This window comes from Pseudobacillus sp. 179-B 2D1 NHS, assembly GCF_045370945.1.
Classification (GTDB): Bacteria; Bacillota; Bacilli; order Bacillales; family Domibacillaceae; genus Pseudobacillus.
The window spans coordinates 150130-174835 of sequence record NZ_JBIQDP010000005.1 but is presented as its reverse complement, the minus strand read 5'-3'; the positions used below and the strand labels follow the sequence as shown (position 1 = coordinate 174835).

Genomic DNA, 24706 nt, shown 5'->3' with positions numbered 1-24706 from the left:
AGATGGACATTCATTTAGTAGCAAAGGACGAACTAGAAGAACAGGGCATCCGATGGATGATTGAATCTCACCTGACTGGAGTCCGGCTCATAGTATGGGACACAACCAAAGACTTTGAGGTTGCTATTGAGAGGCAACATGTGACTCTTGCTATCTTGAACATGGACGGATGGACAGAAGAGAACATGCAGCTCGGAGAAATCTTAAAACAAAAAGGAATTCGTTGGCTAGGTATTTCTTCTGAAAGGATTTTCCAAACAGCTTATCGGGCCTTGCGTTATCGCGCAGAAGACGTATTATTCCGCCCTTTTTCTCCACTAGAATTGATTAAACTCATCCAGCAGTTGCGTTATGAATTACGAAATGGATCATCCGTTTCCGACTTTAGTCTGCAAGATGAATATGCCGGCTTAGTCGACTATCCTGATCTCTTTCTTACAGAGCGCCCGACTGGGGAATCGGTAACCATGGCGGCCTTTTTAGCCCCTCAGCCAATGATGCTTCCACTAGTGTATGAGCAGCTTCAGCGGCATTCCTTTAGTGGAAAGTATCGGATTTTTGCTTTATCAGATTTCGTTTTATGTGTGCAGTCAACGAAAGAAGCTACTGTTTGTAAAGAGGAGTATCAAGCATTTCTCGCTGAATGGAAGGAACGGATGACTGAACCGTTGGCCATTGTTATTCAAACAGCTTCTTCCAAAGAAACATTTAAAAGCGCTTATCAAAAAATACGTCAGCTGACCCGTCAGGTTTTTTTTCAAGGGTATGATATTATTTTGGCAGAAAGCGGACAAACCAACCCTCCAGAAATGGATCCGTTTTTAACACCGTTAGAACAGCGACAGTGGATTGAAATGCTTGAAAAAGGAGAGACAAAGGAAATCCGCAGCTGGATGGAAGCAGCATTCTTGACATTCCAGCCGCCTTATCCTGATCCGGAAATTGTCCGAATTCGTCTAACCAGCATTTTAGCGCAAGTAAGAAGGCATATGAAGTCACACGAACTTCAAAGCCCTTATCTGGAAGCCAACTATCATAAGGTGTTTCAAGACATTATTCACCAGCCTGTCATTTACAAAATTATTGAAGAATTACTGGTTTTTATTGAAGATTTACTTTTCCAAAATCATGGGCAGTTAAAAGAAGGGGCGCATTCTCTCGTAGAGAAGACGAGAGAATTGATTGAAGCGAATTACTGGGATGCCAGCTGGAACTTGGCAGCATGTGCGGAAACATTGCGCATGAATAAAAGCACACTTAGCCGTCGTTTTGCTGCTGAGTCGGGGCAAACTTTTCGTGACGCCCTGCATCGAGTGCGTCTACGAGAGGCAAAGCGGCTCTTAAAAGAGACGGATTTATCATTGGAGGAAATAGCCCGGTTAGCGGGGTATACCCACCAGTCGTATTTTAATGCGAAGTTTAAATTATATGAATCCGTTACGCCATCCGTCTATCGTTCGGGCTATTAAAGGGTCTTCATTCTATTCATTAATAAAAATTGCTCTATTCCTAGCGATTCAGTTGGTGCTGAATCGTTTTTGTTTTGCAAAAATGAAAGTTAAATAAAACAAAACATAAAAAAATTCATTAACATAAACTTTTTGTAAATAAAATATAAAATAAAAAATAATTCATAAAAAAGTATCAGAATTTTCACTATAGAATAAAGATAACAAATCAAGGAGGTTGAAGAAATGAATACGATTTCAAAGGAAAAAGTAATCCGTTACCGAGGCACGGAATTACACACAAAAGGGTGGCAACAAGAAGCCGCTTTACGCATGCTGATGAACAACCTAGACCCTGATGTAGCGGAGCATCCCGATAAGCTGGTCGTTTATGGAGGCATCGGGAAAGCTGCCCGTAACTGGGAAGCATTTGATGCGATTGTTGAAACGCTGAAAAAGCTTGAAGCCGATGAAACACTTCTCATCCAATCAGGAAAACCCGTTGTGGTGTTTAAAACACACAACGATGCTCCTCGTGTATTGATCGCCAATTCCAATATTGTGCCAGCTTATGCCAACTGGGACACGTTCCATGAGCTTGACCAAAAAGGGTTAATGATGTACGGCCAAATGACGGCGGGAAGCTGGATTTATATTGGCTCCCAGGGAATTGTACAAGGCACATATGAAACCTTCGCGGAGCTGGCGAAGCAGCATTTCAACGGTACGTTAAAGCATACAATCACGGTGACGGCAGGACTTGGTGGCATGGGTGGTGCTCAGCCTCTAGCTGTGACCATGAATGGCGGTGTTTGTATTGCTATCGATGTAGATGAAACGAGAATTGACCGCCGAATTGAAACAAGATATACAGACGTGAAAACGAACTCATTGGACGAAGCCATCCGTTTGGCGGAAGAAGCAAAAAGAGAAGGTAAAGCTTTATCAATCGGCCTGCTTGGCAATGCAGCAGAGATTCTGCCGAAGATGATTGCCCGCAGCTTTATTCCAGACGCCTTGACGGACCAAACATCAGCTCATGATCCATTAAACGGCTATGTTCCAGTGAATATGTCCTTAGAAGAAGCGGCTAAGCTTCGGGAATCGAATCCAGAAGAATACGTGAAGCTTTCGAAAGCATCGATGGCGACTCACGTGAAAGCGATGCTTGACATGATGGAACAAGGCGCGATCACTTTTGATTACGGCAACAACATCCGCCAGGTTGCTAAAGACGAGGGTGTGGAAAATGCGTTTGCCTTCCCGGGCTTTGTCCCTGCCTATATCCGTCCGCAGTTCTGTGAAGGAAAAGGGCCTTTCCGCTGGGCAGCGTTATCAGGAGATCCGGAGGACATTTATAAAACAGACGAGGCGATTTTACGTGAATTTGCGGACAATGAGCATTTGTGCAATTGGATTCGCATGGCACGGGAGAAAATCGAATTCCAGGGGCTTCCTTCCCGGATTTGCTGGCTCGGTTACGGAGAACGTGCCCGCTTCGGCAAAATCTTGAACGATATGGTGGCAAGCGGAGAATTAAAAGCACCGATCGTCATCGGCCGCGACCATCTAGATTCCGGATCGGTGGCGTCTCCTAACCGTGAGACAGAAGCGATGAAAGACGGATCAGATGCTGTCTCGGATTGGCCGCTATTAAATGCCATGGTTAACGCGGTTGGAGGGGCGACATGGGTTTCGCTTCACCATGGCGGCGGGGTTGGCATGGGGTACTCCCAGCATTCCGGCGTTGTTATTGTCGCGGACGGTACGAAAGAAGCAGAAGCGCGTCTTCAGCGGGTATTAACGACTGACCCGGGCATGGGGGTTGTACGTCATGCCGATGCCGGCTATGAGCTTGCAAAGAAAACAGCACGTGAGAAAGGCATTCACATGCCAATGCTTGAGAGAGGGGATCAGTGATGACAAAACCAATCTGGATCAAACATGCGGCACAGCTCGCGACTCTGGCTACAGACGTGAAAGGGCCCCGTTCCAAGGAGGATGCTTCCAATCTTGGGTTAATCGAAAACGGCAGCTTATGGATTGAAGATGGAATAATTCAAGCTGTGGGAACAACGGAGGAGTTGGAAGAGCGCTATAAAGATAAATTAGCTCAAGCGGACATCTTGGATGCCTCGAACCATTTGGTTACCCCAGGGCTTGTAGATCCCCATACACATGTTGTTTACGGGGGAAGCCGTGAACGCGAGTTTGAAATGCGTCTGGAAGGCGCTACTTATATGGAAATTATGAATGCAGGCGGAGGAATTCATGCGACTGCCCGGATGACTCGGGAAGCAACGGAGGCCGAGTTAATGGAACAAACCATTTGCCGGCTGAACTCATTTTTAGAACATGGGGTAACTACAGTAGAAGGCAAAAGCGGGTATGGCATGAATATAAAAACAGAATTAAAGCAATTAAGAGTAATGAAGAAATTACAGGAGCAGCATGCGATTGATCTCGTGCCGACATTCATGGGTGCCCATGCTGTCCCGCCAGAATTCAAGGGGCGGGAAGATGAGTTTGTCGAGCATCTCATTAATGATATGCTTCCTGTTGTAGCGGCAGAAAAGCTGGCAGAGTTTAACGATGTATTTTGCGAAAAGGGTGTGTTTACCCCAGAACAATCTGAAAGAATATTGGAGGTGGGAAAAGAGTACGGACTCATTCCCAAAATACATGCAGATGAGATTGAGCCTTATGGTGGAGCTGAACTGGCAGCCAAAGTAGGGGCCATTTCTGCAGAGCACTTGTTGAAAGCCTCGGATGAAGGCATAGAAGCGATGGCGAAAGCTGGGACGATTGCTTGTCTTCTTCCGGCAACGGCCTTGTATTTACGTGAAGAAGCTGCGCAAGGAAGAAAAATGATTGATGCGGGCGTTCCTGTTGCTATATCTACAGACTGCAACCCAGGGTCCTCACCGACCACTTCCATGCCGCTCGTGATGAATTTAGCCTGTATTTCAATGAGAATGACGCCGGCAGAAGCCCTGACAGCTGCTACGTATAATGCCGCTTGCGCGATTAACCGAGAAAAACAAATTGGTTCATTGGAAGCTGGCAAGCAGGCGGACGTGGTCTTATGGAACGTAAAGAATTATCAGGAGCTGCAATATTTGTTCGGTGTGAATCATGTTCATTCTGTCTGGAAAAAAGGCGTGCGAGTAGTAAGTGGCAAACAGACAAAGGCTAATGTAAATGCACATGTGTTTTCCGAATAGAAGGAATGTTTCACGTGAAACATTGTTGACACGATAAGAACTAATCAAGAAGAACCTTTCAAAAAGCCTAGCTTTTATGAGAGGTTCTTTTTTGTTGAATAGATATGGAGAGAAAGAGAGTATTCACGCTGAGATAGTGGTTGGAGGGATGGCAAGAAATCCCCTTGATGTGCAGAGATAATAAAGTTGTTTAAACATCCTTCTTCCATATTTTTAAAATAATTGATCGGTTCTTTTGTACTCAACCGATCAATTATATAAAAACAACTGCAATTACTAACATAAATAATAGTTGATTCACAATCTTACTTCTTTCCAGTTTAGAACCTTTTTCATCATGTTCATTAATTAAATATTTTTATTCTCTATACAGCCGTCACAAAGTTGTCACTTACGAAGAATTTGTGAAATCTATATACTGACTCTATTAACAGAAAGGAGTGTTAACATATGCCAACTACTAGAAAAGAAAGCCTCTATTTTGGTTTAATCATGTGTTTTGGAATGGTGCTTTTTATGACTCTTTATAACCTTTACCTTAATGATGCATTTGGACAAATTTCTTTCTTGGGAGGAATAACGGATTTTCTTATAGGGTTTATTGTTGCATTAATTCTTGACCTGTACCTAGTAGGACCTCTAGCTAAAAAAGTAGCTTATAGATTAACAACAAATACAACAAATGTGCTATATAAGGTTCTAACAATATCCACATGTATGGTTATTGGAATGGCTTTTTTCATGTCCATTTACGGTTTGGTGACAAGTTATTTCCACAATGGTTTTTCTTCCAACTCGGTTATCAAGGAATTTTTCTCCGTATTTTTCAGGAATTTTGTAGTAGCATTACCTTTGCAAATCATTATTATAGGGCCAATAGTTCGCTATATATTTACTAAGTATATAAAAACTACTCAAAATAATTTAGTAGTCTAACTATGTTACGTTACAGGTAGCTCCTGAGATTATTCTTTTTATGTCTTGGGTTAAATTATCTGGGGCGTTAGCTCAATAAGAAGTAAACAACTTCATTATTCATTTTTTAAGTAATACATAAGCAGATGGATATAATTTGCAACAACTTTAAAGAGCTTTACTGCGCATAGAATGTAGTAAGGCTCTTATCCTTTTTAATCAAAATTCAATAACTTTATTATCAATAGATACTTGAGGGAATAGCTACTCTTTTGCCTTTTCTAGCCTTTGAAATCACCGACTGTAAAATTTTCTCTTATGATATAATCTTTCTGTACTAGTTAACTAGAGACATAAAGGGGAGTTATTATGCGAAGAGTTGTAGGTAGTCTGGCTGCTTTATTCATTATATTTACCTTCGTCATCCATGCCTCTGCCCAATCCCTCACCGATATAGACAGTCATTGGGCGAAGAAGGAGATTGAGACACTTAATAGCATGGGAATCGTTAGCGGTTATGAAGATGGAAAATTTCGTCCATATACTCAGGTGACACGAGGACAATTTGTTGCTTATTTAGTCCGTGCATTAGATTTGCCAGCGGGTGAATCAGCATTTCCGGATGTGCCGGCCAGCAGCCGTCTTTATAAGGAAATAGCTGCTGGTAAGAAAGCAGGCTTGATTAGTGGAAATGCCAAGGGGTTAGCTCTTGCTGATGCACCGGTGACACGGTCAGATGTTGCTGCTATGCTGGATCGGGCGATGCAGCTGAAAGGCGATTATACAAAAAGACAGCCACTCACATTCACAGACGCCTCGAAAATCGGAAAATACGCATATGGCGCTGTTGAGCGAATGAGTTACTATGGCTTAATTAAAGGAACTGCCGATAATAGATTTGAACCACAAAAGGTAGCTACACGTGGAGAAGCTGTTGTATTCATATATAGAATGATGGACAAGCTCGATCTGCTAGGTGGTGAACAGAAACCGCAGCCTTCAGATAACCAGGAGGTCGTCATTCCTGTTAATGATCAGCAGTCTGTGAAGGTGAGGATGAATACGAAAGGTGTCCCGCTTATATACAACAAAAAGGTGATGGATGATCATGTTTTATCTACAGATAGCCACTACTATTATTATTTAGGGCAGGTATCTAAACCACTTGGCTCCCTTCAAGTCACATTGCGCAAGCTGGATAATGGCGATACATTTGTATTTACGAAATTTATTCACAATGGTTCCGATACGTATTCCGCTTCTGTTAGCCTGCCATTTGAGCAAGCCAATGAACATTCGATAGCAAAATACTCTTCATTCGGAACGGTTAATCAATCACATCACTCTGTATTTGGTGTTGATAAAACCTCCCATCCTGTTGGTATCCTATCGGTGAAAAACGGGACAACATTAAAAAATGAAATGATGGTCGGTAAAAATTATATTTCTCTCCAACGACAGACGAACTACTCAAACGGACAAAGATCTGTTATTCGAGAGCTGCTTGATGAAAAAGAGAGCTATGAAGTAGTCGAGGATACAGCGAAGCAAACGATTACTGCCCAAATGAACATGGAAGTAAGAGGAAAAGCCATTTCTGAATCATGGCTGCTGCTCTCAGGCAAACCGCTGTTTGAAAATGCGAGTAACCGGGACGACTGGTTCAAACGTACAATCGCAGAGTATATTTCTATTAATAACTGGCTCACAGCGGATGGAGCCTACACAAAATTGCCTTGGTCTATTGAACCGGCTCATCAAATGGGATATGGACGCAATGTAGGGCGTCTACAAGGAGGCGTTTACTTAACCGTTTATAATGAGAATAAGGAGCGTTACCTTCGTGATCTCGTTGTTAATTCACTGGCCGATCTTGATACTCTTTCCGGGGGAGCATTGACTGCTGGTGACAATCCTATCTTTGAAACCGAGTATACAAGCTCAGGGCTCAAAGAGCAGTATGGTCTGACAGCTCCTTACATTGATACCCGCCATAATGAAAATGCCGCTTTATTTCTTAAGAACACAGCCGAATCCTTAAATATTTCACAGCTAAAAGGAGCGAATCTGCGTTATGCCGATTTTCTTGTCTCGCAAAAGGGGCTTGGAAATATTATTCCAGTGACGGCATCAAGTTATTTAATTGCTGATTATTATAAGGCTGATGGGCCGAAAGTGAGAACTCATGCCTCACTTAATCACACACTTGGTGAAATGAGATTTTTACTTGAAACGTATAAACAGACGAAAAATAATGCTTATTTAACAACAGCCCGGCAATTAAAAGCAGGGGTTGAGAACTTAAACTGGGCTCGTCCGAACGGCGACCTTTGGTATCAATATAACGGCAATGGCAAATTTGGCGGCAATGATTATGAAAACTTAACGCTGATGGATTTATTGTTGAGCCAAAATATCTTTGCGGAAGTAGATATTCCGCGCAGCAAAGCGTTTGATGCCATGATTAAACAAAAAACAAAGTACCTTGTTGATAATGAAAAACCGATTATTCCAGCGGTTGTTCAGCTGCTTCGCGAGCAGGGCTTCGGTGCCATGATTAATGAAGCGTATCCTGCCACTACAAGAAAAGCAGATGTGAACGAACGACCGAAAGATACACTTGACTTGCTAGCTGAATAAAAAGAAGCTGTCCTAGCCCATGCTTGTTGGCTGTGGACAGCTTCTTTTTTATAGAACTGATTTTTTGTTTTGATTATTCAGGAAAATCCTTGCCTTAATAAAGCGTATCGATTAAGATATTATTAACAAAAATGGAAGGGTGGACCTGAAGCTATGATCTATTAATCCTATTCTTTAAGAAAAAATCGTTAATGAGTATACGAAATTTTTCTGAATAGGATTAGTTTGTACATTTTTATACAACCAACAAGATCATTGTGTCTCTTCCATTAGGGATATCATGTCCTGTTTGACATTGTATTGTACTGATTTCCTCCTGTTCAGAAACTCTCTGAGGGGGTTTTTATTTTGGAAAAAAACATTTCAAACAAAGCAAGTGATAAAGCTGAAATAAAGCCATCGCCTAATTTATTTCGGAACCGCGTTTTTCAGGCGATTATTATTTCAGGTCTTTTTTTACAGATCGGTATATGGATACGGAATTTTGCTGTTCTACTGTTCGTTATGGAGCAGACAAATGGTGACCCGTTTGCAGTTTCAATGATTTCAGTAGCAGAGTTTGCGCCGATTTTTATTTTTTCATTTATTGGAGGCGCGTTTGCTGACCGTTGGAGTCCAAAGAAAACAATGGTATGGTGTGACATTTTAAGTGCTTTATCTGTATTTGCGGTGCTGGTAACGCTTGTTATGGGAACTTGGAAAGTGGTATTTTTTGCCACGTTGATATCAGCGATTCTTTCACAGTTCTCTCAGCCGTCGGGCATGAAGTTATTTAAAATGCACTTAGCCGGAGAGCAGATGCAGGCGGGGATGTCAGTCTACCAAACATTATTTGCCGTGTTTATGGTCTTAGGCCCTATTATTGGCACGTTTGTCTTTGAATCTTTTGGCATCAACATTTCAATTGCTATTACAGGCGCTGCTTTTTTGCTTTCGGCTTTCGCACTCGGTTTTCTACCTAAAGACCGGAGCATGGAGGAAGAAAATAGAGAAACAACTTTATGGCAGGAAATGAAAAGCGGCATTCAATATGTGTTGAAAAAGAAAGAGTTAAGTTTGTTGGGGTTATGCTTTATGGCAGCAGGGCTGGGCATGGGGTTTATTCAGCCGCTTTCGATCTTTCTCGTAACAGAGCAATTAGGCTTGCACAAAGAAAACCTTCAATGGCTATTTATGGTGAATGGCGTCGGCATGATTATAGGTGGAGCAGGCGTGATGGTTTTTGCTAAAACAGTCGCTCCGCAAAAGCTTCTTATCTGCGGAATGCTTGCGAACGCCATTGGTTTGGCGGTAATGGGATTATCTACGAACCTTTGGCTGACACTCATAGCTGAATTTTTTAACGGGCTAATGATGCCTTGTATCCAGATCGGCATTAACACGATGATTTTGCAAAGAACAGAAGGTGCTTTCATTGGCAGGGTCAATGGGATTTTAAGTCCATTGTTTACTGGTTCGATGGTATTAACGATGAGTGCAGCAGGCCTCCTAAAAGGTTTGTTCTCTCTCATCGCTATTTTTGAAGCGGCAGCCGTTTTGTTTATTATCGGTATGATCTGTGTTCTACCTTTATATAATATGAGAGGGGAAACAAAGCCGGATCCTGTGGACCCTCAGGGATAGAGTAAATATAGGGAATTAGAAAGAAGCAGCTCCTCACCCATCTTCATGGGTGAAGGGCTGCTCCTTTTTAATTATGAAGCACTTTAGCCTGCGACGTATAGAAACGATAGACAGCAAAAGCGATGAAAGACAAGATAATTCCTGAAATATATGGCAGGCCAATCATGATCGAAAACAGCCAGCCGCCTAATGGAGGACCAATAATTCTTCCGAGTGAATCGAACGATGATAGCAATCCTGTGGCATTCCCGTAGCCGCTTGTTGATGTTTTGGTAAGCAAGGCAGAAACGCTTGGGCGGATCACTCCATTTCCTATTCCAAAAATCGTTAAGAAAATAGCCGCTGTCGCAAAGTTGTTGACCAATAAGATTAAGCCAAAGCCAATGGCTGAAACAAGAATGCCGATTTGAATAACTGTGCCTTCACCAAATTTTTTCGTTAGCCTCCCGACTAATCCACCTTGGACAATGGCACTGGCAAATCCCATAATCATAAAAACATAGCCTAGATTTACACTTTCGAGCCCTGCTTTTTTAGCGCCGTAATAGGCAAATGTAGCTTCTAAGCCGGATAGGGACAACGAAATGAAGAATTGCAGGACCAATAAAATAGATACAGGTCCACGCACAGTTTGGCGGAACGGCTTTTTTTCTCGATGTCCTGCCTTTCTCTTTTCTGCTGGGAGTGATTCTTTCAGCAAAAGCAGGACGAGAAAGAAGGTTACCAGTGAGGAAATACCGGCAATATAAAATGGCATGTTCAGGCTTGTCTTTGAAAAAATACCGCCAATCGCTGGTCCAAAAATAAAACCAAGACCGGTGGCGGCCCCGATAATGCCCATACCCTTTCCGCGTTCTTCCGGCGTGGTAATATCAGCAGCATAAGCCATTACTGTCGGCATATTGGCGGCTGATAATATGCCGCCGATGATCCTCGCAACAAACAGCATCCAAAGGGAAGAAGACCATCCCATGAGGAAAAAAGAAAGGGACAATCCTAGAATTCCGATCATAATAACAGGTTTGCGGCCAATACGATCTGAAATCCGGCCCCACACCGGCGCAAAAAGAAGCTGCATCAATGAGTACACAGCCATAAGTAAACCTAATTGTGTAGGTGAAGCGCCGATATTTTCTGCGTAAAATGGCAGCACAGGAATAATGATTCCAAAGCCAACCATAACGAGAAACATAACGACAAATAAAATAGGCAATGCTTTTTTTGTTTCTGGCATGACCATTCCTCCAATTTTATTGGACAACTAAGCATCCTGCTCATCGTAATTTTATTAAAAATAATATGTATACAATAAATTAGTTTAACAACAAAACATAGAAAAGAAAACTGGGGACCTTTATTAGGGACCGGACATTGTCAGTGCATGTAAAGCAATAACTATGTATGTTTATAAAAAAGAAAACGTTCCTTTTCAAGAAGCAGCAAGAATTTAACTATGTGCTTTTACCGTTTTATCCAATAGTTGCGGGGAAAAGAGTACTATAGCGAGGAGGGGATTCCAATAAGAACAAGTATCATACTGTGCGGGTCACTCATCGTTACATTAGCCGGCTGCAATTCGATCAGTTCAACTGAAGAAAGGCCGGTTGCAGGACAAGAGGATCCGTCACATTCAGAAAGCCATCCAGGTAATGATCAACCACCTGCAATAAGCAGCGGACAAAAAAGTGCTTTGGAAGATCAAAAGCTCTTAACTCCTGAAGAAGTCATTCAAGCAACAAAAAAGCAGTTACACACAACCGTACCCGTTCAACTGCCAAAGAGCATGGATATTTCAGTAGATCACCATTTAACAGCTGAAACAAGTTCAAGAAGCAATGAGTATACGATTCAATTTATTGAAATGAATGAGCCTGTGCCGATCAATAATGATGCTTTGAAAAATGAAGAAGCGAACGTAGCTGTGTTGAGAGGAATGAAATATAATAGCATGAGCACAGCGGCTAAGCAGATTAATTATCAAGATCACTCAGACAGTGAAGGAGAAGCTGTTGATCTTGGCTTCGGAATAAAAGGATATAAAGATGCGGGGGCTGGTTCCCAGTTCATCGGCTGGAATGAGGGCCGGTGGTCCTTGGCTATGCGAGCGTTAACGGAACAAGGAGACGATCTTGAAGCAGAAGCAAAAAAAGTCGTTCAATATTTGGAAAAACATACACTGCCTGTTCCGCATGAAGCAGGGATGGTTATGCTGGACATCAGCAAAACGGGCGGAGAACACGTACAGCGTGTTGCCTGGCAGGAAAACAATGCCGTTTATGAAATTGAAACGCCGAAAGGCTACATGGAAGCTTTAAAGGTAGCAGTCTCTATTCAACAAAATCATTGACTACATTTATAGATAAAGTCCAATGGATGCCCATTAGGCCGACGAAGAAGCTGATGTTTTACTATAGACAATCAGCTTTTTTCTTTTCCTGCGCTATGTTACAAAGCTGGGCAAGCGATGAAGGCGATTGGCGTTCTTTTTTACTTGCTTGGCAAAAATTGCAGGAACGAGGGCATGTCCAATTGATTGCAAAGTGTAGTGGGGAGGCTGATTGCCGAAAAGGAGGACAAGAAGAGCAGGCTGACGAAAGGATAGCAGAGTAAAGTAATTTTATTTCTGCCATTCTTTATTGGCAGTGCCTGCACGCCGGGTTAGACCAATGGACAAAAATGAATGATAGCAACTGGACTCTTCTTCCTGAACTGATGGATGCTTATAGCGGCTTTTATGAACATAAAATGATGGAGCGGGCCTATTCATTTGGCATTATAGTCGGTGGCTATGGTGTTTCCAAGCTGTTTAAGTGGGAAATTTTAACAGGAAATCCCAGTTGTATTCACAACTATATTTAGCTTTCCCGATGATTTTATTCTTCGTGCTGAAATTAGCCGGAGAGCAGGGAGAAGCGAGAGTAAAAGACCGGCGATTTTAGATGAAATATGAATCCCAATACCCATGCTTATCAGAGGCTTCACAACGGTTATTGTCGCATCCGTTATTATGGCAAGCATCCTGATTTTAACAGGATAAAACGATTTTATTTTTTAAAAGGAGTGGGGTAGGTGGAAAAATTATATCAATTATTAGACGAGGTATTTGATGAGATGATAGCTATCCGTCGTTATCTGCATGAGTATCCGGAATTATCATTTCAGGAAGTAGAAACACCGAAATACATCGCTGAATATCATAAAAAATTAGGGACCGAAGTACGAACAGGAGTGGGTGGACGCGGCGTCGTAGCAACTTTGCGCGGCAGCAAGCCTGGAAAAACGGTCGCATTGCGGGCGGATTTTGATGCATTGCCGATCCAGGAAGAAACCGATGTGCCTTATAAGTCAAAGGTAGACGGCGTTATGCATGCGTGCGGTCACGACAGCCATACAGCGACACTGCTTGGACTTGCAAAAGCATTAAGTGAAATGAAAGATGGAATAGCGGGGAATGTTGTATTTATCCACCAGCATGCTGAGGAAGTGCTTCCAGGGGGAGCGATTGCCATGATTGAAGACGGTTGCCTTGAGAGGGTAGATGTGATTTTTGGTCAGCACATCTGGTCGAATGCACCGGTAGGAACAGTGGAATACCGTCCAGGCCCAATCATGGCAGCGGCTGATTTCTTTAAAATAAAAATTCAAGGAAAAGGCGGACACGGCGCACAGCCACACCAGACGAAAGACAGTGTGGTAATAGGTTCTCAGCTTGTCGGTAACCTCCAGCAAATTGTTTCACGAAGAGTGGACCCGCTTGATACGGCTGTTCTCTCCATTGGCTCTTTTGTGGCGAAAAATGCACCTAATGTTATTGCTGATACGGCTGTGCTATCAGGCACGGTAAGAACGTTTAGAGAAAGTACACGTGAGTCTATTGCGCAGGAAATAGAGCGTATCATAGTGGGCACTTGTGTCGCCGGAGATGTGGAATATACGTATGCATACGAAAAGGGTTATCCGGCAGCAGATAACCCGAAGGAAGAAATCGAATTCGTCATGGACATTGCTAGAACTGTTCCCGGTGTGACAGCAGTTAATGAATGCGAGCCGCAAATGGGCGGGGAAGACTTTGCTTACTATCTCCAGCATGTAAAGGGAGCGTTCTTCTTTACTGGGGCTCAAAATCCGGAACTGGGAGCAAGCTACCCTCATCACCATCCAAAGTTCAATATCGATGAGCGGGGCATGCTGGTGGCAGCGAAAGTGCTGGGTGCAGCAACTTTAGCCTATTTGAAAAAAGAAATGAAATCAATTATTTAAAGAGGAAAAATGATGCCTGTCCAGACATTTGCTGAGCAGGCATTTTATTTTTTAATCAAATATGTAAGCAAGTGCCTTCATTGCCTGATCTACACTTTCAACGGTCGCACTGGCTTTCCTCGACAATTCTTTTAATGGATGATGCAAAGATTCTGGACGGATTAAAATAAGGGGCTTTCCAAAAGTAATGGCGGCACTTGCATCCATCGCTGTATTCCACTGTTTATATTTTTCTCCAAATAGAGCGATGACAAGATCAGCTTTTTGCATCAGCACCTCTGTGCGCAAGTTGTTAAAGCTGGATGCCGCTGCGTCGCGAAAAATGGCGTTCGGCTGCTTGCCTAAAATTTCTTCACCAATAGAATCAGAACGGTCATGGTCTTCCATTGGGCCGACAAAGTCAATAGGGAGTTTGAGCGCTGCAGCTTTCTGTTTGATTTCCTCACGCCAAGCACTGTGGATTTCCCCAGCGAGATAAATAGTTAACCTCATTATTCACCCTCCTAGTAAATATTTCCTTCAGTATATCATGCTTCGCTCTTTTAATTAACCAGCATATATGTGGTTACATTGCTGAAAGAAGTTTACGGGCGTCTAGCCAAGGGAATCTCCGGCAATGTTTTTAAGGCCGTTTATGCGGTTGCCCCCATTGCTGGTTGCCTTTAAATAGTTTTCTTTTCACTGTATTCCATTAAGACTTTTTATGTTTTCGGTCGGCCAGGTTTATTAAGGAAAGTTCTTCTATTTTCTTTTCAACAGATTGCAACCGGTCTCTTATAGAAGTGATGCGGATGCTCATGGATGATAGGGAGTCCAATATTTCTTTCAAAGTTGCTCTCGGCATGCGATCTCCTTCTTCCTTTGTATTTTTTATCGTAATTTTAAAAATCAACAGAAATCGGATTCTTTATGCAACCATACACTTTAACGGATAAGTTAGTAAAGAGGGAGTTCCCCTCATGTTTTCATATGTTTAAGACAAGGAAGCACCTGGTTTTACCGTGCATTTGTAATGAATACTTCCTTATTGGCTAATTTACCCATTCGTGTATCGAAAACAAACATGCGGGGCATAGAGAGAGGTCGCTGTTTTTACAGTTCTCTAGACATAAAGTATAATAAAGGGATATTCTATCAATAAAGGTGGTGTGTACCAATGACTAATCAAAATGAAAATACAAATTTACCCCCAAAAACGTGCACGATTGAGCGCTTGGTAACAGTTCCGGCGGATGTTGAGAAAGTGTTAAAAGGACAGAAAACAGCTACACGCCGTAATGGCAGATATGCGGATATTGGTGAAATTATGACGCTTGAAGGCAAGGAGTTTGTTATTGAGCGTGTGTATTCGCAGTCACTTGGAGAATTAACAGATGAGCAGGCAAGGCAAGAAGGATATGAAAGCCTCGAAGAATACAAGGAATCGATTTTATCTATGCATCCCGGCATGCCTTGGGTGCCAAGCATGAAGGTATGGGTTCATGAATTTCAGCCTGTGCAGAAATAATTTTAAGAAATGAATATCGTTTATCAGCTTCTTCTGTATACACACATTCTTAGTGCCGTCGCATCCATCGGTCCATTTTTTGTTCTGCTCGTCTTAATTAAGAAAATGCAGACAGCTGGGATGGATGCGCAACAGGCCTACATATACGTATTTACTTCTTCTGTCAGGCTGGTTAAACACGCTGGACACGTATTGGTGGCCTCTGGAGCCTTGCTGATCATAAATGGGCCGTGGCCATGGAGTACGTCATGGGTTGTTATGACAATTATTATCATGTTCAGCTCTATATTCTTTCTCGCCCGTGCTTTTTCTCCGACATTGAGAAAATTTGATGAGCCGGGGGCCGATAAGCAGATGCTTGTAAATAAGCTGCATCGGTCTGTATGGATTTATATCTTTTTATTAATGCTCATGCTCTGGTTTATGACAATGAAGCCGAATCTATGGTAGATTACTTGAAATGATGAAGAGACCAAGCGAAGATAGACGCTCAAAGCAGCTATCTTCGCTTGTTTTTTGTTTTAGCCATGCTTTATCGTGATAATATGATAACATGGTAGTATGCTAAAATTTTCCAATTAATGATTGACGGATATTTTCAACTAAGATTATAATAGGAAGTGAGTAATGAATATTTTTTATTTTCAGATTTGGGTGGTGGTTGAATGTCACAAACGATACAGATCGGTAAAATTGCCACCTTGCTCGCGATGCTCGATGAGACAGAGTGCCGCATGTTTGATTCGGCATTTGATCAAGTATCTTTCTGCCAGGGAAAAGTAGGATCTATGAACACGCAGAAAGTGATTTCGGCTGTTGAGACAGCAGTAAAAAGAAATCAGTTAATTGAGGAAGATGTGTACAGGGAAACCCACGCTTTATATCACGCTATTCTCGAAGCATTGGAAGGGGTAACAAGAGGCAGGCTGGCCATTGGTGAAATGTTGAGAACGGTCGGACTTCGCTTTGCTGTTGTACGGGGAAGGCCGTATAAACAAGCGAACGAAGGAGAGTGGATTGCCGTCGCTTTTTACGGCACGATTGGCGCACCTGTAAAAGGGTTAGAGCATGAGGCGATCGGTCTTGGAATTAATCACATTTAATTAGGTGGTTGCACATACAAGTTCTTTGCTGCTCCTCACTAGGCTGTACGCCTTAAAAGGTAAGCATTCTTACTCCGTTCAACAAGATCTGAGGCCAGCGATTGTACATCCACACATTAATAGCACAAGCAGCAATGAAGGCAGCTGATGCGGGCAATTAGTTGCATCAACCTTCTGTGCGGGCTGTGTCAGTAAAAAGTTTAATTGAATACAATGAATCATGACCTATAGTAACTAGTCGTTAGGAGGTGATGATGGCTCATTCTTTATATGCCATCGTCGCCTCTTTTTATGTTTTAAAATTAAAAGGAGGAAAAGAAAATGGTGGAATTAACAGGAGGCTCTTTAACAATTGAACAGCTAAGAAGAATTTGTTTTGATCAAGAGAAAGTAGCCATTTCGGCTGAAAGTATGGAACGAGTACTAAAGAGCCGGTTGGCGGTCGATCGGATTGTATCGGAGAAAAAAACAATCTATGGGATTACGACAGGATTTGGTAAATTCAGTGACGTCATCATTAATGAAGAAGACGTACAGGACTTGCAGCTGAACTTAATCCGTTCCCACGCCTGCGGGGTCGGCCATCCTTTTCCGGAAGTTGTTTCCCGGGCAATGATGGTACTTCGCTTGAATGCCTTGTTAAAAGGATTTTCTGGGGTGCGTCCGGTACTAGTAGAAACATTGGGAGAGCTTATTAATCAATCGATTCATCCGTACATCCCTCAACAGGGGTCTTTAGGAGCATCCGGTGATCTGGCACCGCTCTCTCATCTTGCTCTTGTGCTAATTGGCGAGGGGAAAGTGCACGGGGAAAATGGTGAACCTGTTGATTGTGCGTCCGTTTTAAAGCAAAAAGGTATTGAACCGATTGTTTTACAAGCGAAAGAAGGGCTGGCACTTATTAATGGTACGCAAGCTATGACAGCGATGGGCGTTATTAATTATCTGGAAGCCGAGCAGCTCGCTTATGATAGCGAATGGATTGCCGCTATGACGATGGAGGGATTGGAAGGGATTATTGATGCTTTCCATCCAGCTATTCACGAAGCAAGGGGTTACCCGCAACAGCTTGCTGTAGCTCAGCGTATGAGTGAATGGGTAAAAGGCAGCCAGCTAATTACACGCCAGGGTGAAAAGCGCGTTCAAGATGCTTACTCTATCCGCTGTATTCCTCAAGTACATGGAGCTTCATGGCAGGCGCTTGATTATGTGAAAGAAAAGCTGGAAATTGAAATGAATGCAGCCACCGACAACCCGCTTATTTTTGAAGAAGGAGATCTCGTAATCTCGGGTGGCAATTTTCATGGACAGCCCATTGCACTAGCAATGGATTTTATGAAAATCGCCGTTGCGGAACTGGCCAATATTTCTGAACGCCGAATTGAGCGGCTCGTTAATCCACAGTTAAATGATTTGCCGCCATTCTTAAGTCCGGAACCTGGCCTCCAGTCTGGTGCTATGATTATGCAGTATGTAGCCGCCTCTCTTGTCTCGGAGAACAAAACACTGGCTCACCCGGCGAGCGTGGACTCGATTCCCTCCTCCGCAAATCAGGAAGACCATGTTAGCATGGGAACAACCGCTGCCCGTCATGCGAGCATGATTATTCAAAATGTCCGCCGTGTGCTCGCTATTGAATGCATTTGTGCTATGCAAGCGGTAGAATATAAAGGCATAGAAAAAGTAGCACCAAAACTTCGTAACAAGTGGGAGCAACTGCGCAGCATAGTTCCAAGTATAGAAAAAGATCGAGTATTTTCAGAAGATATGGAAAGAATGAATCAAGCTTTACACCCCATTACAAGTGACCGGCTTAAAAGAAGCGTATCGGATCTTGCTTAAGTGACAAAGGTTGCCAGTTCTCTAGGAGGCTGGCAATTTTTGTTTTATGTTCCCTACTTTTTAGGAAGGGGAATATGATATGATGAAGGCAGAATCTTTGTTAAATAAAGACAACCATTATGAATGAGGACAGCCCTTTTGGATCTTCCGCTATCTATTGAATGAAGGAGAAGATAAAGTTGAACCAGTTCATAACACTTTTAATTTACTTGATTGGAATGCCTATGGCCGGATGGACGATCTATCGTTCGCTGGAGCGTTTCATTGGCCACTTGGACGCCAGAGCAAATATAAAGACAAAGCTGAATGAACTGAACCAACTAGGGGAGTGTAGCCACTGTGGACGGTTAAGTCGTACATACCAAAGGGAGTTGGTTCGCTACGAGCTGCTTTTTCAAGAGGATAGGCTAGCGAATACGGATCAGGCTTGCCCTCATTGTAAAAAAGAAGCGTTTTTTCTGCAGGTCGAGCAATCTCTTCCATTTCATGATAAGCATATAGACTGCCTGCCTCTTGAGAAAAGTGAATATGCTGAATATGAAAAGCAAATAGAGCAACATGAGGAGCTTGTATATTTATCCAAGACGAATGAGCTTTTTAAAAATAAACTGACGTAAGTGTGTGGCGACTACATCTATAGGTAAACAGAAAGAGCTTCGTATTGTCTGAAGCTCTATTTGGTTTGTAGATCAATCTAGAAACAGAATTAGCTATTGGATTAGGGATGTGCTTGTTTTATTGCAATATGTATTTCAATCTCTCCGCTGGGATAGTATTTCTCGTAATCAAACGTATAAGCTCGGTGCAGGGCGCCTGATTCTTCTAAATCCCATATCTTGCTCCAGGTCTTAAATAGTCCTTGTTCATCGGCTGCATCCACTTTGAATACTTGATAAAGCTCATTCGCAGGAATCTTTAATACGGTTTCTGCGTTGCTTTCCATACCGACACCTAATGAATAATCTCCTTTGTAGTTATTTTCATAATCATAATAAACCCCATAAGTACAATTTTGATTGTCTACCAGACTTCGGGAAGCCTCTTCCCACAGCGTTTTAATTTTCTCCATTACTTGATCATCGTTAAAATTATTGGTTCTAATGCTGTTAACTAAATACAATTGCATCATTAATCAGCCCTTTCGAATAAATTAGCTTATTTGATTAGTAGGTAGGAAGGGAAACACAATTTTTATTTATCAGCCCTTATCAATAGAGAACAAATGTTCCTTTGTTAAAATATAGAACATTTGTTTTTGTTTGTCAAATAGTAAAAAGACCAATCGTGCTTCAAAGTAGAAAAACTCTGTTCACTTGCAAGGAGTGAACAGAGTTTTTTTATTGGTTGAGTTTTCTAGCTCCTCTTATAAGCAACCATTGAAGCGGCAGACGGCCCCATAACAACGGCTTGGGCAATTGTTTTCCGTTTAACGGTAAATTTTTAACGGCCATATAAATATTAGCGGGAAATACAGCAACGAAAAAAGTTGGCAGCAGTCTTGAAACAGCGGTCACCGCTTTGTTTAAAAGCAATAGTCCGCCGAACAACATTTCAATTACACCGCTAATCCAAACAATCTCCTTTTTAAAAGGGATTTGACGGGGGATGATCGATTGAAACCCTGCCGTTCGTGTAAAATGAAGAATACCCGCAGCAAAAAGTCCAATCCCATATAGGAATCGCAATAACTGTCTCATTCCAGCAACGCCTCCTTTCCTTTTTCTCTTACTGTACCCGATTATAGATGAAATGAACAAAATAGCTCTATAACCAGTCGAGGATTACAAATAAAAGTTCACAAGCAGATTTCTTGGGAAATAAAACTGATAAAATAATAACGAATCATCAGCATTCATTTTGAGACCGTGCCTCTTTGCTGTACAATTTTTTACAGGCGAACCGTTGAGCAAGACATTAAAGTGGGGGTGATTGAATGAGTAGTGACGGGCCATTACGACCCTTTACTATCGAGGTGATCCGCATATTAAAAGAGATTCCTTCTGGATATGTTGTTACATATGGACAAGTTGCCCGCATGGCTGGCAGTCCGCGTGCAGCCCGGCAGGTGGTTCGGATTTTACATTCCATGAGCAGGAAGTACAAACTGCCTTGGCATCGCGTAGTTAATGCTAAAGGGGAGATAGTTGTACCAGATGATAATTCCCGGAAATTGCAGCGGTTATTACTGGAAGACGAAGGTGTTCCGTTTACGAAAGATGGGCGGGTGGATTTGAAGCAATTTGAAAGTTCTCATAAAGGAAGATAATGAAACAAAGAAAACATCTGATAAAGAAGGCATGAAAGAATCAATTAATCAATATATAGTATAAGCGGAATCTAATCATTGCTTCAGTTGTTGGAAAAGTTAAAAAGGCAGTAAAAGAGATGTTCATCCATAATTAGAAAGGAGTTGATCGAAGTAGGAAGGCGGTCTCCCTTTCCAAAATAGTTTTTTTTGATTAGAATGGAGGAGAGGAAGGACAGTATCTTCCTGGTGGATTTTTTAATAATACGATAAACGTAATGAGGTATGAACATATGCTGAATGAAGACATTTATAAAGAATTGGTCACCATTTGTGGTGAAAGAAACGTACTGCGTGATGAGCCGTTGAAGGATCATACATTAGTAAAGATCGGCGGCAAAGCAGATTTTTTAGTGATGCCTGAAACATATGAAGCGGTGGCTGAGGTCATTCGTTTAAAGGAAAAGCATCAACTGCCGTTTACTTTGCTTGGAAACGGATCGAATGTAATTGTCCGGGATGGTGGAGTTCGGGGAATTGTATTGCAATTTAAGCATTTGGCAGCCCTTCGCGTAGAAGGAAATCAGCTAATTGCTCAAGGGGGAGCAAATATTAAGGATGCTTCCCGTTTAGCGTATGAGCATAGTTTAGCTGGACTGGAATTTGCCTGCGGAATTCCAGGTTCCATCGGCGGAGCGATGGTGATGAATGCTGGCGCTTATGGCGGTGAGGTGAAGGACGTCATTGATCATGTCAAAATAGTGACCCAGCAAGGCCAGCTTCGCACGTTGAAGAAAGATGAATTAGCACTCGGTTACCGTACAAGTATTATCAGTCAAAATAAAGATATCGTGCTTGAAGCTGTTTTTACGCTTGAAGCTGGTGACCAGGCGGAAATTAAAGAAAAAATGGATGATTTTACATTCCAAAGGGAATCAAAACAGCCACTGGAGTACCCATCTGTGGGCAGCGTATTCAAACGGCCGCCAGGCTACTTTGCCGGGAAATTAATTCAGGATAGCGGTCTGCAAGGAAAAGGAGTCGGTGGAGCGGAAGTTTCAACCAAGCATGCTGGGTTTATCATTAACAAAAACAATGCAACAGCAGCTGATTATATTGCAACCATTGAAATGGTCCGCCAGAAAGTAAAGGAAACGTTCGGAGTAGAACTTGAACTAGAAGCAAAAATCGTCGGTGAGGAAATAAAATAGTTTTATGAAACAGTCCCAGGATAGGGCTGTTTCAAGCTGTTGGCAAACGCTCGATTTCTTTGTTGCTGGCTTGTCTGCGATGCTCATGATTCCATGATCAATTCGCTTCTCGCCAGGAAAGACAAACGTCTTTAATCCGCCTGCAAACATATAAAACAGACTTTATCTGCACTAAAAAACAGTCCCGTCTCAGGACTGTTTTTTAGTTAAGTGTATCTTAATTCCTCTAAAACTAATTGCAGTTTTTCCAAGGAAGAGATAAAGTCAAATTGGAGTTGTTCATATAGATAAATAGATCAAGGGACAGCGGGGAGAGAACATGATTTTTCTAAGCTTTTTAATAACAATTATTTGTCTGGTTGGCAGCATTACCGGACTCGTATCCAATCCAACTGATAGTGAAAGAATGATCTTGATTGGCTGGCTTATACTCGGCATTGCGTTATTTGTATTTACGGTGCTCCGGTACAGAAGAAAAAAGGGGAAGAGGGATGACTTATCAGATTGCTGTGATTGTCCGCCGAATGTATTTAGCTTCAAAGGATTTGATTGTGACAAGGATGGAGACTGCGATTGCAGTCCGGATTGCTCACCATGAAAAGTTTTTTTATGGATCTTCTTACATTAAGTTTTATGCCTTGCCATCGTAAGCCGGAGCGGTCGCTAATTGTAAAAGGAAGGCAGTTCCCTGTCTGTTTCCGGTGCATGTTTTTGCTAATCGGCTTGCTTTTGTCAGGGCCTCTAGCCATTTATGGGCCGTTATGGCCACTCCTGCCCTCTCTTGTCGCAGCTGTTGCCGCCTGCCTCCCGTTGCTCGTCGACGGCTTCACACAAAAGTGGAAATTGCGTTCAAGCAACAACTTTTTACGAAGCCTAACGGGATTGGCAGCTGGAGCAGGTCTCGCCCAATTTGCTGTAGCGGCAGCGAATGCTGGTGTCCGCTTTATTCTTTACTGACTTTCTTTCATGACGGGCGGTTCTTTCAACAAGCTGCCAACAGCGGCAACCACTAATAAAATACCAGTAAAAAGAAAGCCTTGGGCTATTGTAAAAGCTAGCCAGCCGATTACTCCTGAGCCAGCAACGACACCGAATGAAAAGAAGGCGTAAAAGTATCCATAGGCTTTTCCGCGGTGATCAGGAGTGACGGCTCCAATGAGCAGTGAATTAAGAGAAGGAAATAGAAAGGCGAAGCCAATACCGTATAGTACCATACATAAATAAAGCAATTGAATGGCTTCAATTTGACTTGCCAAGGCGAGGCTTATTCCCATCATTGCCATTCCAAATGCTAGCGTGAATGAGGGTTGGATACGGTCAAATACTGTATTAACAGGTAAAAGAAAGATCATAACAGCTGTGATCCCGAAGACACTTAAAAGCATTCCGCTCGTCTGGGCATCGTAGCCGAGAAGAATGACTTTCAACGGCAGCATATAGGCGAGCACTCCCTGAGAAAACATAAGTAGGAATGCCCCGATAAATGCTTTCACTACTTCTGCATTTTTAAAGAAATCCCTCACGTTCATTTGTTCATTTTGCTTACTCTCTTCACTAGCTCTCCTGTTGGTACGCAACAGAAAGAATGCAAGTACACCTAACAGGAGCAGAGCCAAGGCGGTAACGGTTAAAACAGTCGTTTCACTCGTCCGGCTGGCAACGATGCCGCTGAATGCTGGTCCGACAATGGCTGCTAAACCAACAAATGCTCCAGAAATAGCTGCCCCTTTTCCTTTTTTTCCTTCTTTTGCTGCGTTCGCTAAATAAGTGAAAGCAGCAGGAACGATCAAGCCAGCGAGCATCCCATGTATAAAGCGAATAGCGAGCAGTGACCAGGCATCGACAGCAAAATGATAGAGTAATAAAGCCGCTCCTGTAAATAACAGGCCAGCCAGTAATACTCGAAAGGCCCCTTTTTTATCGGTGAGGAAGCCGGAGAGGATATTTCCGATTGTATTAGAGAAAGAATACATGCCAACAGCAAGCCCTGTTAAAAACGGTGTGGCACCGAGGCTTTCTGCAAAGGGGCTCATAATCGGCAGTTGTGTAAACAAGTCAAAAAACGAAAAGAAGATAATAATATAGACAAACACACGCATATTTTTAGCCGCTCCTATCCCGATGTTCTTCCTATTATTCTTCTTTTTGAAGAAAGTTTTGTCAAGGCAGCCTGTATTTTTTAGAAATTTCCATGCTTAATGGTTGAGTCTCGATCATAAATGATTCAAAATAAACAAGAGGATTTTCATCTCTTGGAGCATAAAAAGAGGAGTTTTTAACATGAATAAAGTTTTGTTTTGGTTGACGTGGGGGCTGGCTTTTCTCATTATTAATCTGTCTGTTGTTCCCATTGCGGCATTTATATTATATGGTGCAGGGGAAAATGAAGGAATATTTTCCGCTACTTTTATAAGAATAGTCGGTCTTTTTCTGCTTGTTAATCTAATTACATTGCAAATGTTTATTGCTGGCCGCAAAGACAATAAAAGAGGCTTTCTTATTGGAGTGAATATGGCTGTCCTTCAGGTAGCAGGACTTGTCCTGTTTATTTCTACTATTTCAACTGTAGCTGTTATTTTTGTGATGGTTATTCTTCTTGTTGCGGCTGTCCTGCTTGTAAAAGAGATACGCCGGCCCGCATACTAAGCACCTGAACTGTAGTAATGGATTCTAGAATGATAGTTTTTT

General features: G+C 42.4%; 26 protein-coding genes. 20 read left to right on the top strand and 6 right to left on the bottom strand.

What is annotated here, in order from left to right; all coding sequences use genetic code 11:
• The first annotated feature begins 2 nt into the window (after positions 1-2).
• The 6 genes from ACH0BF_RS07365 to ACH0BF_RS07340 all read left to right on the top strand — a co-directional run bounded on the left by ACH0BF_RS07365 (position 3) and on the right by ACH0BF_RS07340 (position 9850).
• Positions 3-1469 carry a response regulator transcription factor gene (locus ACH0BF_RS07365; RefSeq protein WP_340851489.1) on the top strand — a complete coding sequence of 489 codons (1467 nt, stop codon included), beginning with the start codon at positions 3-5 and terminating at the stop codon, positions 1467-1469.
• Between the two features lie 225 nt (positions 1470-1694).
• Entirely contained in the window at positions 1695-3368 is a 1674-nt protein-coding gene (gene hutU / locus ACH0BF_RS07360) for a urocanate hydratase (protein ID WP_120035945.1), read from the top strand.
• Positions 3368-4672, top strand: coding sequence for an imidazolonepropionase (hutI, locus tag ACH0BF_RS07355; RefSeq protein ID WP_406909179.1), 1305 nt, complete (start codon positions 3368-3370; stop codon positions 4670-4672). The genes hutU and hutI overlap by 1 nt, the downstream gene beginning before the upstream one ends.
• A gap of 450 nt (positions 4673-5122) precedes the next feature.
• Positions 5123-5608 (top strand): DUF2798 domain-containing protein, encoded by a 486-nt coding sequence (locus ACH0BF_RS07350; protein ID WP_340851485.1) that lies wholly within the window; start codon positions 5123-5125, stop codon positions 5606-5608.
• A 348-nt stretch (positions 5609-5956) separates the two neighbouring features.
• The gene (locus tag ACH0BF_RS07345) at positions 5957-8227 is read left to right on the top strand and encodes an S-layer homology domain-containing protein (protein WP_406909177.1); all 2271 of its coding nucleotides are present in this window, start codon (positions 5957-5959) and stop codon (positions 8225-8227) included.
• 390 nt (positions 8228-8617) lie between these two features.
• Complete coding sequence (locus tag ACH0BF_RS07340; RefSeq protein WP_406909228.1) at positions 8618-9850, top strand: MFS transporter; 1233 nt, start codon at positions 8618-8620, stop codon at positions 9848-9850.
• 67 nt (positions 9851-9917) lie between these two features.
• Here ACH0BF_RS07340 and ACH0BF_RS07335 read toward each other — a convergent pair whose 3' ends face one another.
• Positions 9918-11084 (bottom strand): MFS transporter, encoded by a 1167-nt coding sequence (locus tag ACH0BF_RS07335; protein WP_340851482.1) that lies wholly within the window; start codon positions 11082-11084, stop codon positions 9918-9920.
• Between the two features lie 246 nt (positions 11085-11330).
• Between ACH0BF_RS07335 and ACH0BF_RS07330 the strand changes: the two genes are divergently transcribed.
• From ACH0BF_RS07330 to ACH0BF_RS07315, 4 genes are all read left to right on the top strand, one after another.
• A complete protein-coding gene (locus ACH0BF_RS07330) occupies positions 11331-12197 on the top strand; it encodes a hypothetical protein (protein ID WP_406909176.1) in 867 nt (288 codons plus the stop codon).
• Between the two features lie 53 nt (positions 12198-12250).
• Entirely contained in the window at positions 12251-12460 is a 210-nt protein-coding gene (locus ACH0BF_RS07325) for a hypothetical protein (RefSeq protein WP_340851478.1), read from the top strand.
• A gap of 66 nt (positions 12461-12526) precedes the next feature.
• Complete coding sequence (locus tag ACH0BF_RS07320; protein WP_406909175.1) at positions 12527-12709, top strand: hypothetical protein; 183 nt, start codon at positions 12527-12529, stop codon at positions 12707-12709.
• Positions 12710-12919: 210 nt separating this feature from the next.
• The gene (locus tag ACH0BF_RS07315; protein WP_340851476.1) at positions 12920-14110 is read left to right on the top strand and encodes a M20 family metallopeptidase; all 1191 of its coding nucleotides are present in this window, start codon (positions 12920-12922) and stop codon (positions 14108-14110) included.
• Positions 14111-14161: 51 nt separating this feature from the next.
• Here ACH0BF_RS07315 and ACH0BF_RS07310 read toward each other — a convergent pair whose 3' ends face one another.
• Together ACH0BF_RS07310 and ACH0BF_RS07305 are read right to left on the bottom strand one after the other, a co-directional pair.
• The gene (locus tag ACH0BF_RS07310; RefSeq protein WP_120035951.1) at positions 14162-14602 is read right to left on the bottom strand and encodes a YtoQ family protein; all 441 of its coding nucleotides are present in this window, start codon (positions 14600-14602) and stop codon (positions 14162-14164) included.
• A 199-nt stretch (positions 14603-14801) separates the two neighbouring features.
• Positions 14802-14954, bottom strand: coding sequence for a hypothetical protein (locus tag ACH0BF_RS07305; RefSeq protein WP_182917064.1), 153 nt, complete (start codon positions 14952-14954; stop codon positions 14802-14804).
• Positions 14955-15266: 312 nt separating this feature from the next.
• Here ACH0BF_RS07305 and ACH0BF_RS07300 point away from each other — a divergent pair, with 312 nt between their 5' ends.
• From ACH0BF_RS07300 to ACH0BF_RS07280, 5 genes are all read left to right on the top strand, one after another.
• Positions 15267-15617: an ASCH domain-containing protein gene (locus ACH0BF_RS07300; protein WP_120035952.1), complete on the top strand. Its 351-nt coding sequence runs from the start codon at positions 15267-15269 to the stop codon at positions 15615-15617.
• A gap of 15 nt (positions 15618-15632) precedes the next feature.
• Positions 15633-16067 (top strand): hypothetical protein, encoded by a 435-nt coding sequence (locus tag ACH0BF_RS07295; RefSeq protein ID WP_182917165.1) that lies wholly within the window; start codon positions 15633-15635, stop codon positions 16065-16067.
• A 215-nt stretch (positions 16068-16282) separates the two neighbouring features.
• Entirely contained in the window at positions 16283-16720 is a 438-nt protein-coding gene (hutP, locus tag ACH0BF_RS07290; protein WP_120035954.1) for a histidine utilization transcription antiterminator HutP, read from the top strand.
• A 321-nt stretch (positions 16721-17041) separates the two neighbouring features.
• Positions 17042-18562, top strand: coding sequence for a histidine ammonia-lyase (gene hutH / locus ACH0BF_RS07285; protein WP_120035955.1), 1521 nt, complete (start codon positions 17042-17044; stop codon positions 18560-18562).
• A 179-nt stretch (positions 18563-18741) separates the two neighbouring features.
• Positions 18742-19179, top strand: a complete 438-nt coding sequence (locus tag ACH0BF_RS07280; RefSeq protein WP_120035956.1) for a hypothetical protein — start codon at positions 18742-18744, stop codon at positions 19177-19179.
• Between the two features lie 101 nt (positions 19180-19280).
• On the opposite strand, the gene ACH0BF_RS07275 is transcribed toward ACH0BF_RS07280, so the two are convergent.
• On the bottom strand, positions 19281-19691 hold the full coding sequence (locus ACH0BF_RS07275) for a GyrI-like domain-containing protein (RefSeq protein ID WP_340851470.1): 411 nt from the start codon (positions 19689-19691) through the stop codon (positions 19281-19283).
• Between the two features lie 208 nt (positions 19692-19899).
• Positions 19900-20259 (bottom strand): DoxX family protein, encoded by a 360-nt coding sequence (locus ACH0BF_RS07270; RefSeq protein ID WP_406909173.1) that lies wholly within the window; start codon positions 20257-20259, stop codon positions 19900-19902.
• Positions 20260-20495: 236 nt separating this feature from the next.
• Here ACH0BF_RS07270 and ACH0BF_RS07265 point away from each other — a divergent pair, with 236 nt between their 5' ends.
• The 4 genes from ACH0BF_RS07265 to ACH0BF_RS07250 all read left to right on the top strand — a co-directional run bounded on the left by ACH0BF_RS07265 (position 20496) and on the right by ACH0BF_RS07250 (position 22975).
• Complete coding sequence (locus ACH0BF_RS07265; RefSeq protein ID WP_340851467.1) at positions 20496-20828, top strand: MGMT family protein; 333 nt, start codon at positions 20496-20498, stop codon at positions 20826-20828.
• A 272-nt stretch (positions 20829-21100) separates the two neighbouring features.
• Entirely contained in the window at positions 21101-22018 is a 918-nt protein-coding gene (gene murB / locus ACH0BF_RS07260; RefSeq protein ID WP_120035959.1) for a UDP-N-acetylmuramate dehydrogenase, read from the top strand.
• Positions 22019-22337: 319 nt separating this feature from the next.
• Positions 22338-22616, top strand: coding sequence for a hypothetical protein (locus ACH0BF_RS07255; protein WP_340851463.1), 279 nt, complete (start codon positions 22338-22340; stop codon positions 22614-22616).
• Complete coding sequence (locus ACH0BF_RS07250) at positions 22613-22975, top strand: DUF2085 domain-containing protein (protein WP_142927235.1); 363 nt, start codon at positions 22613-22615, stop codon at positions 22973-22975. The genes ACH0BF_RS07255 and ACH0BF_RS07250 overlap by 4 nt, the downstream gene beginning before the upstream one ends.
• Here ACH0BF_RS07250 and ACH0BF_RS07245 read toward each other — a convergent pair.
• Positions 22969-24117: an MFS transporter gene (locus tag ACH0BF_RS07245; protein WP_120035961.1), complete on the bottom strand. Its 1149-nt coding sequence runs from the start codon at positions 24115-24117 to the stop codon at positions 22969-22971. The two genes, ACH0BF_RS07250 and ACH0BF_RS07245, sit on opposite strands and share 7 nt — an antisense overlap.
• A 181-nt stretch (positions 24118-24298) precedes the next feature.
• Here ACH0BF_RS07245 and ACH0BF_RS07240 point away from each other — a divergent pair, with 181 nt between their 5' ends.
• Positions 24299-24664: a hypothetical protein gene (locus tag ACH0BF_RS07240; protein WP_406909171.1), complete on the top strand. Its 366-nt coding sequence runs from the start codon at positions 24299-24301 to the stop codon at positions 24662-24664.
• Positions 24665-24706: the final 42 nt, after the last annotated feature.

Bases quoted from the DNA above. Each gene is read 5' to 3' on its own strand.
- ACH0BF_RS07365 (WP_340851489.1), top strand. From the start codon at position 3: ATGGACATTCATTTAGTAGCAAAGGACGAACTAGAAGAACAGGGCATC.
- hutU (WP_120035945.1), top strand. From the start codon at position 1,695: ATGAATACGATTTCAAAGGAAAAAGTAATCCGTTACCGAGGCACGGAA.
- hutI (WP_406909179.1), top strand. From the start codon at position 3,368: ATGACAAAACCAATCTGGATCAAACATGCGGCACAGCTCGCGACTCTG.
- ACH0BF_RS07350 (WP_340851485.1), top strand. From the start codon at position 5,123: ATGCCAACTACTAGAAAAGAAAGCCTCTATTTTGGTTTAATCATGTGT.
- ACH0BF_RS07345 (WP_406909177.1), top strand. From the start codon at position 5,957: ATGCGAAGAGTTGTAGGTAGTCTGGCTGCTTTATTCATTATATTTACC.
- ACH0BF_RS07335 (WP_340851482.1), bottom strand. From the start codon at position 11,084: ATGCCAGAAACAAAAAAAGCATTGCCTATTTTATTTGTCGTTATGTTT.
- ACH0BF_RS07325 (WP_340851478.1), top strand. From the start codon at position 12,251: ATGTTTTACTATAGACAATCAGCTTTTTTCTTTTCCTGCGCTATGTTA.
- ACH0BF_RS07320 (WP_406909175.1), top strand. From the start codon at position 12,527: ATGAATGATAGCAACTGGACTCTTCTTCCTGAACTGATGGATGCTTAT.
- ACH0BF_RS07310 (WP_120035951.1), bottom strand. From the start codon at position 14,602: ATGAGGTTAACTATTTATCTCGCTGGGGAAATCCACAGTGCTTGGCGT.
- ACH0BF_RS07305 (WP_182917064.1), bottom strand. From the start codon at position 14,954: ATGCCGAGAGCAACTTTGAAAGAAATATTGGACTCCCTATCATCCATG.
- ACH0BF_RS07300 (WP_120035952.1), top strand. From the start codon at position 15,267: ATGACTAATCAAAATGAAAATACAAATTTACCCCCAAAAACGTGCACG.
- hutP (WP_120035954.1), top strand. From the start codon at position 16,283: ATGTCACAAACGATACAGATCGGTAAAATTGCCACCTTGCTCGCGATG.
- hutH (WP_120035955.1), top strand. From the start codon at position 17,042: ATGGTGGAATTAACAGGAGGCTCTTTAACAATTGAACAGCTAAGAAGA.
- ACH0BF_RS07275 (WP_340851470.1), bottom strand. From the start codon at position 19,691: ATGATGCAATTGTATTTAGTTAACAGCATTAGAACCAATAATTTTAAC.
- ACH0BF_RS07270 (WP_406909173.1), bottom strand. From the start codon at position 20,259: ATGAGACAGTTATTGCGATTCCTATATGGGATTGGACTTTTTGCTGCG.
- ACH0BF_RS07265 (WP_340851467.1), top strand. From the start codon at position 20,496: ATGAGTAGTGACGGGCCATTACGACCCTTTACTATCGAGGTGATCCGC.
- murB (WP_120035959.1), top strand. From the start codon at position 21,101: ATGCTGAATGAAGACATTTATAAAGAATTGGTCACCATTTGTGGTGAA.
- ACH0BF_RS07255 (WP_340851463.1), top strand. From the start codon at position 22,338: ATGATTTTTCTAAGCTTTTTAATAACAATTATTTGTCTGGTTGGCAGC.
- ACH0BF_RS07250 (WP_142927235.1), top strand. From the start codon at position 22,613: ATGAAAAGTTTTTTTATGGATCTTCTTACATTAAGTTTTATGCCTTGC.
- ACH0BF_RS07245 (WP_120035961.1), bottom strand. From the start codon at position 24,117: ATGCGTGTGTTTGTCTATATTATTATCTTCTTTTCGTTTTTTGACTTG.
- ACH0BF_RS07240 (WP_406909171.1), top strand. From the start codon at position 24,299: ATGAATAAAGTTTTGTTTTGGTTGACGTGGGGGCTGGCTTTTCTCATT.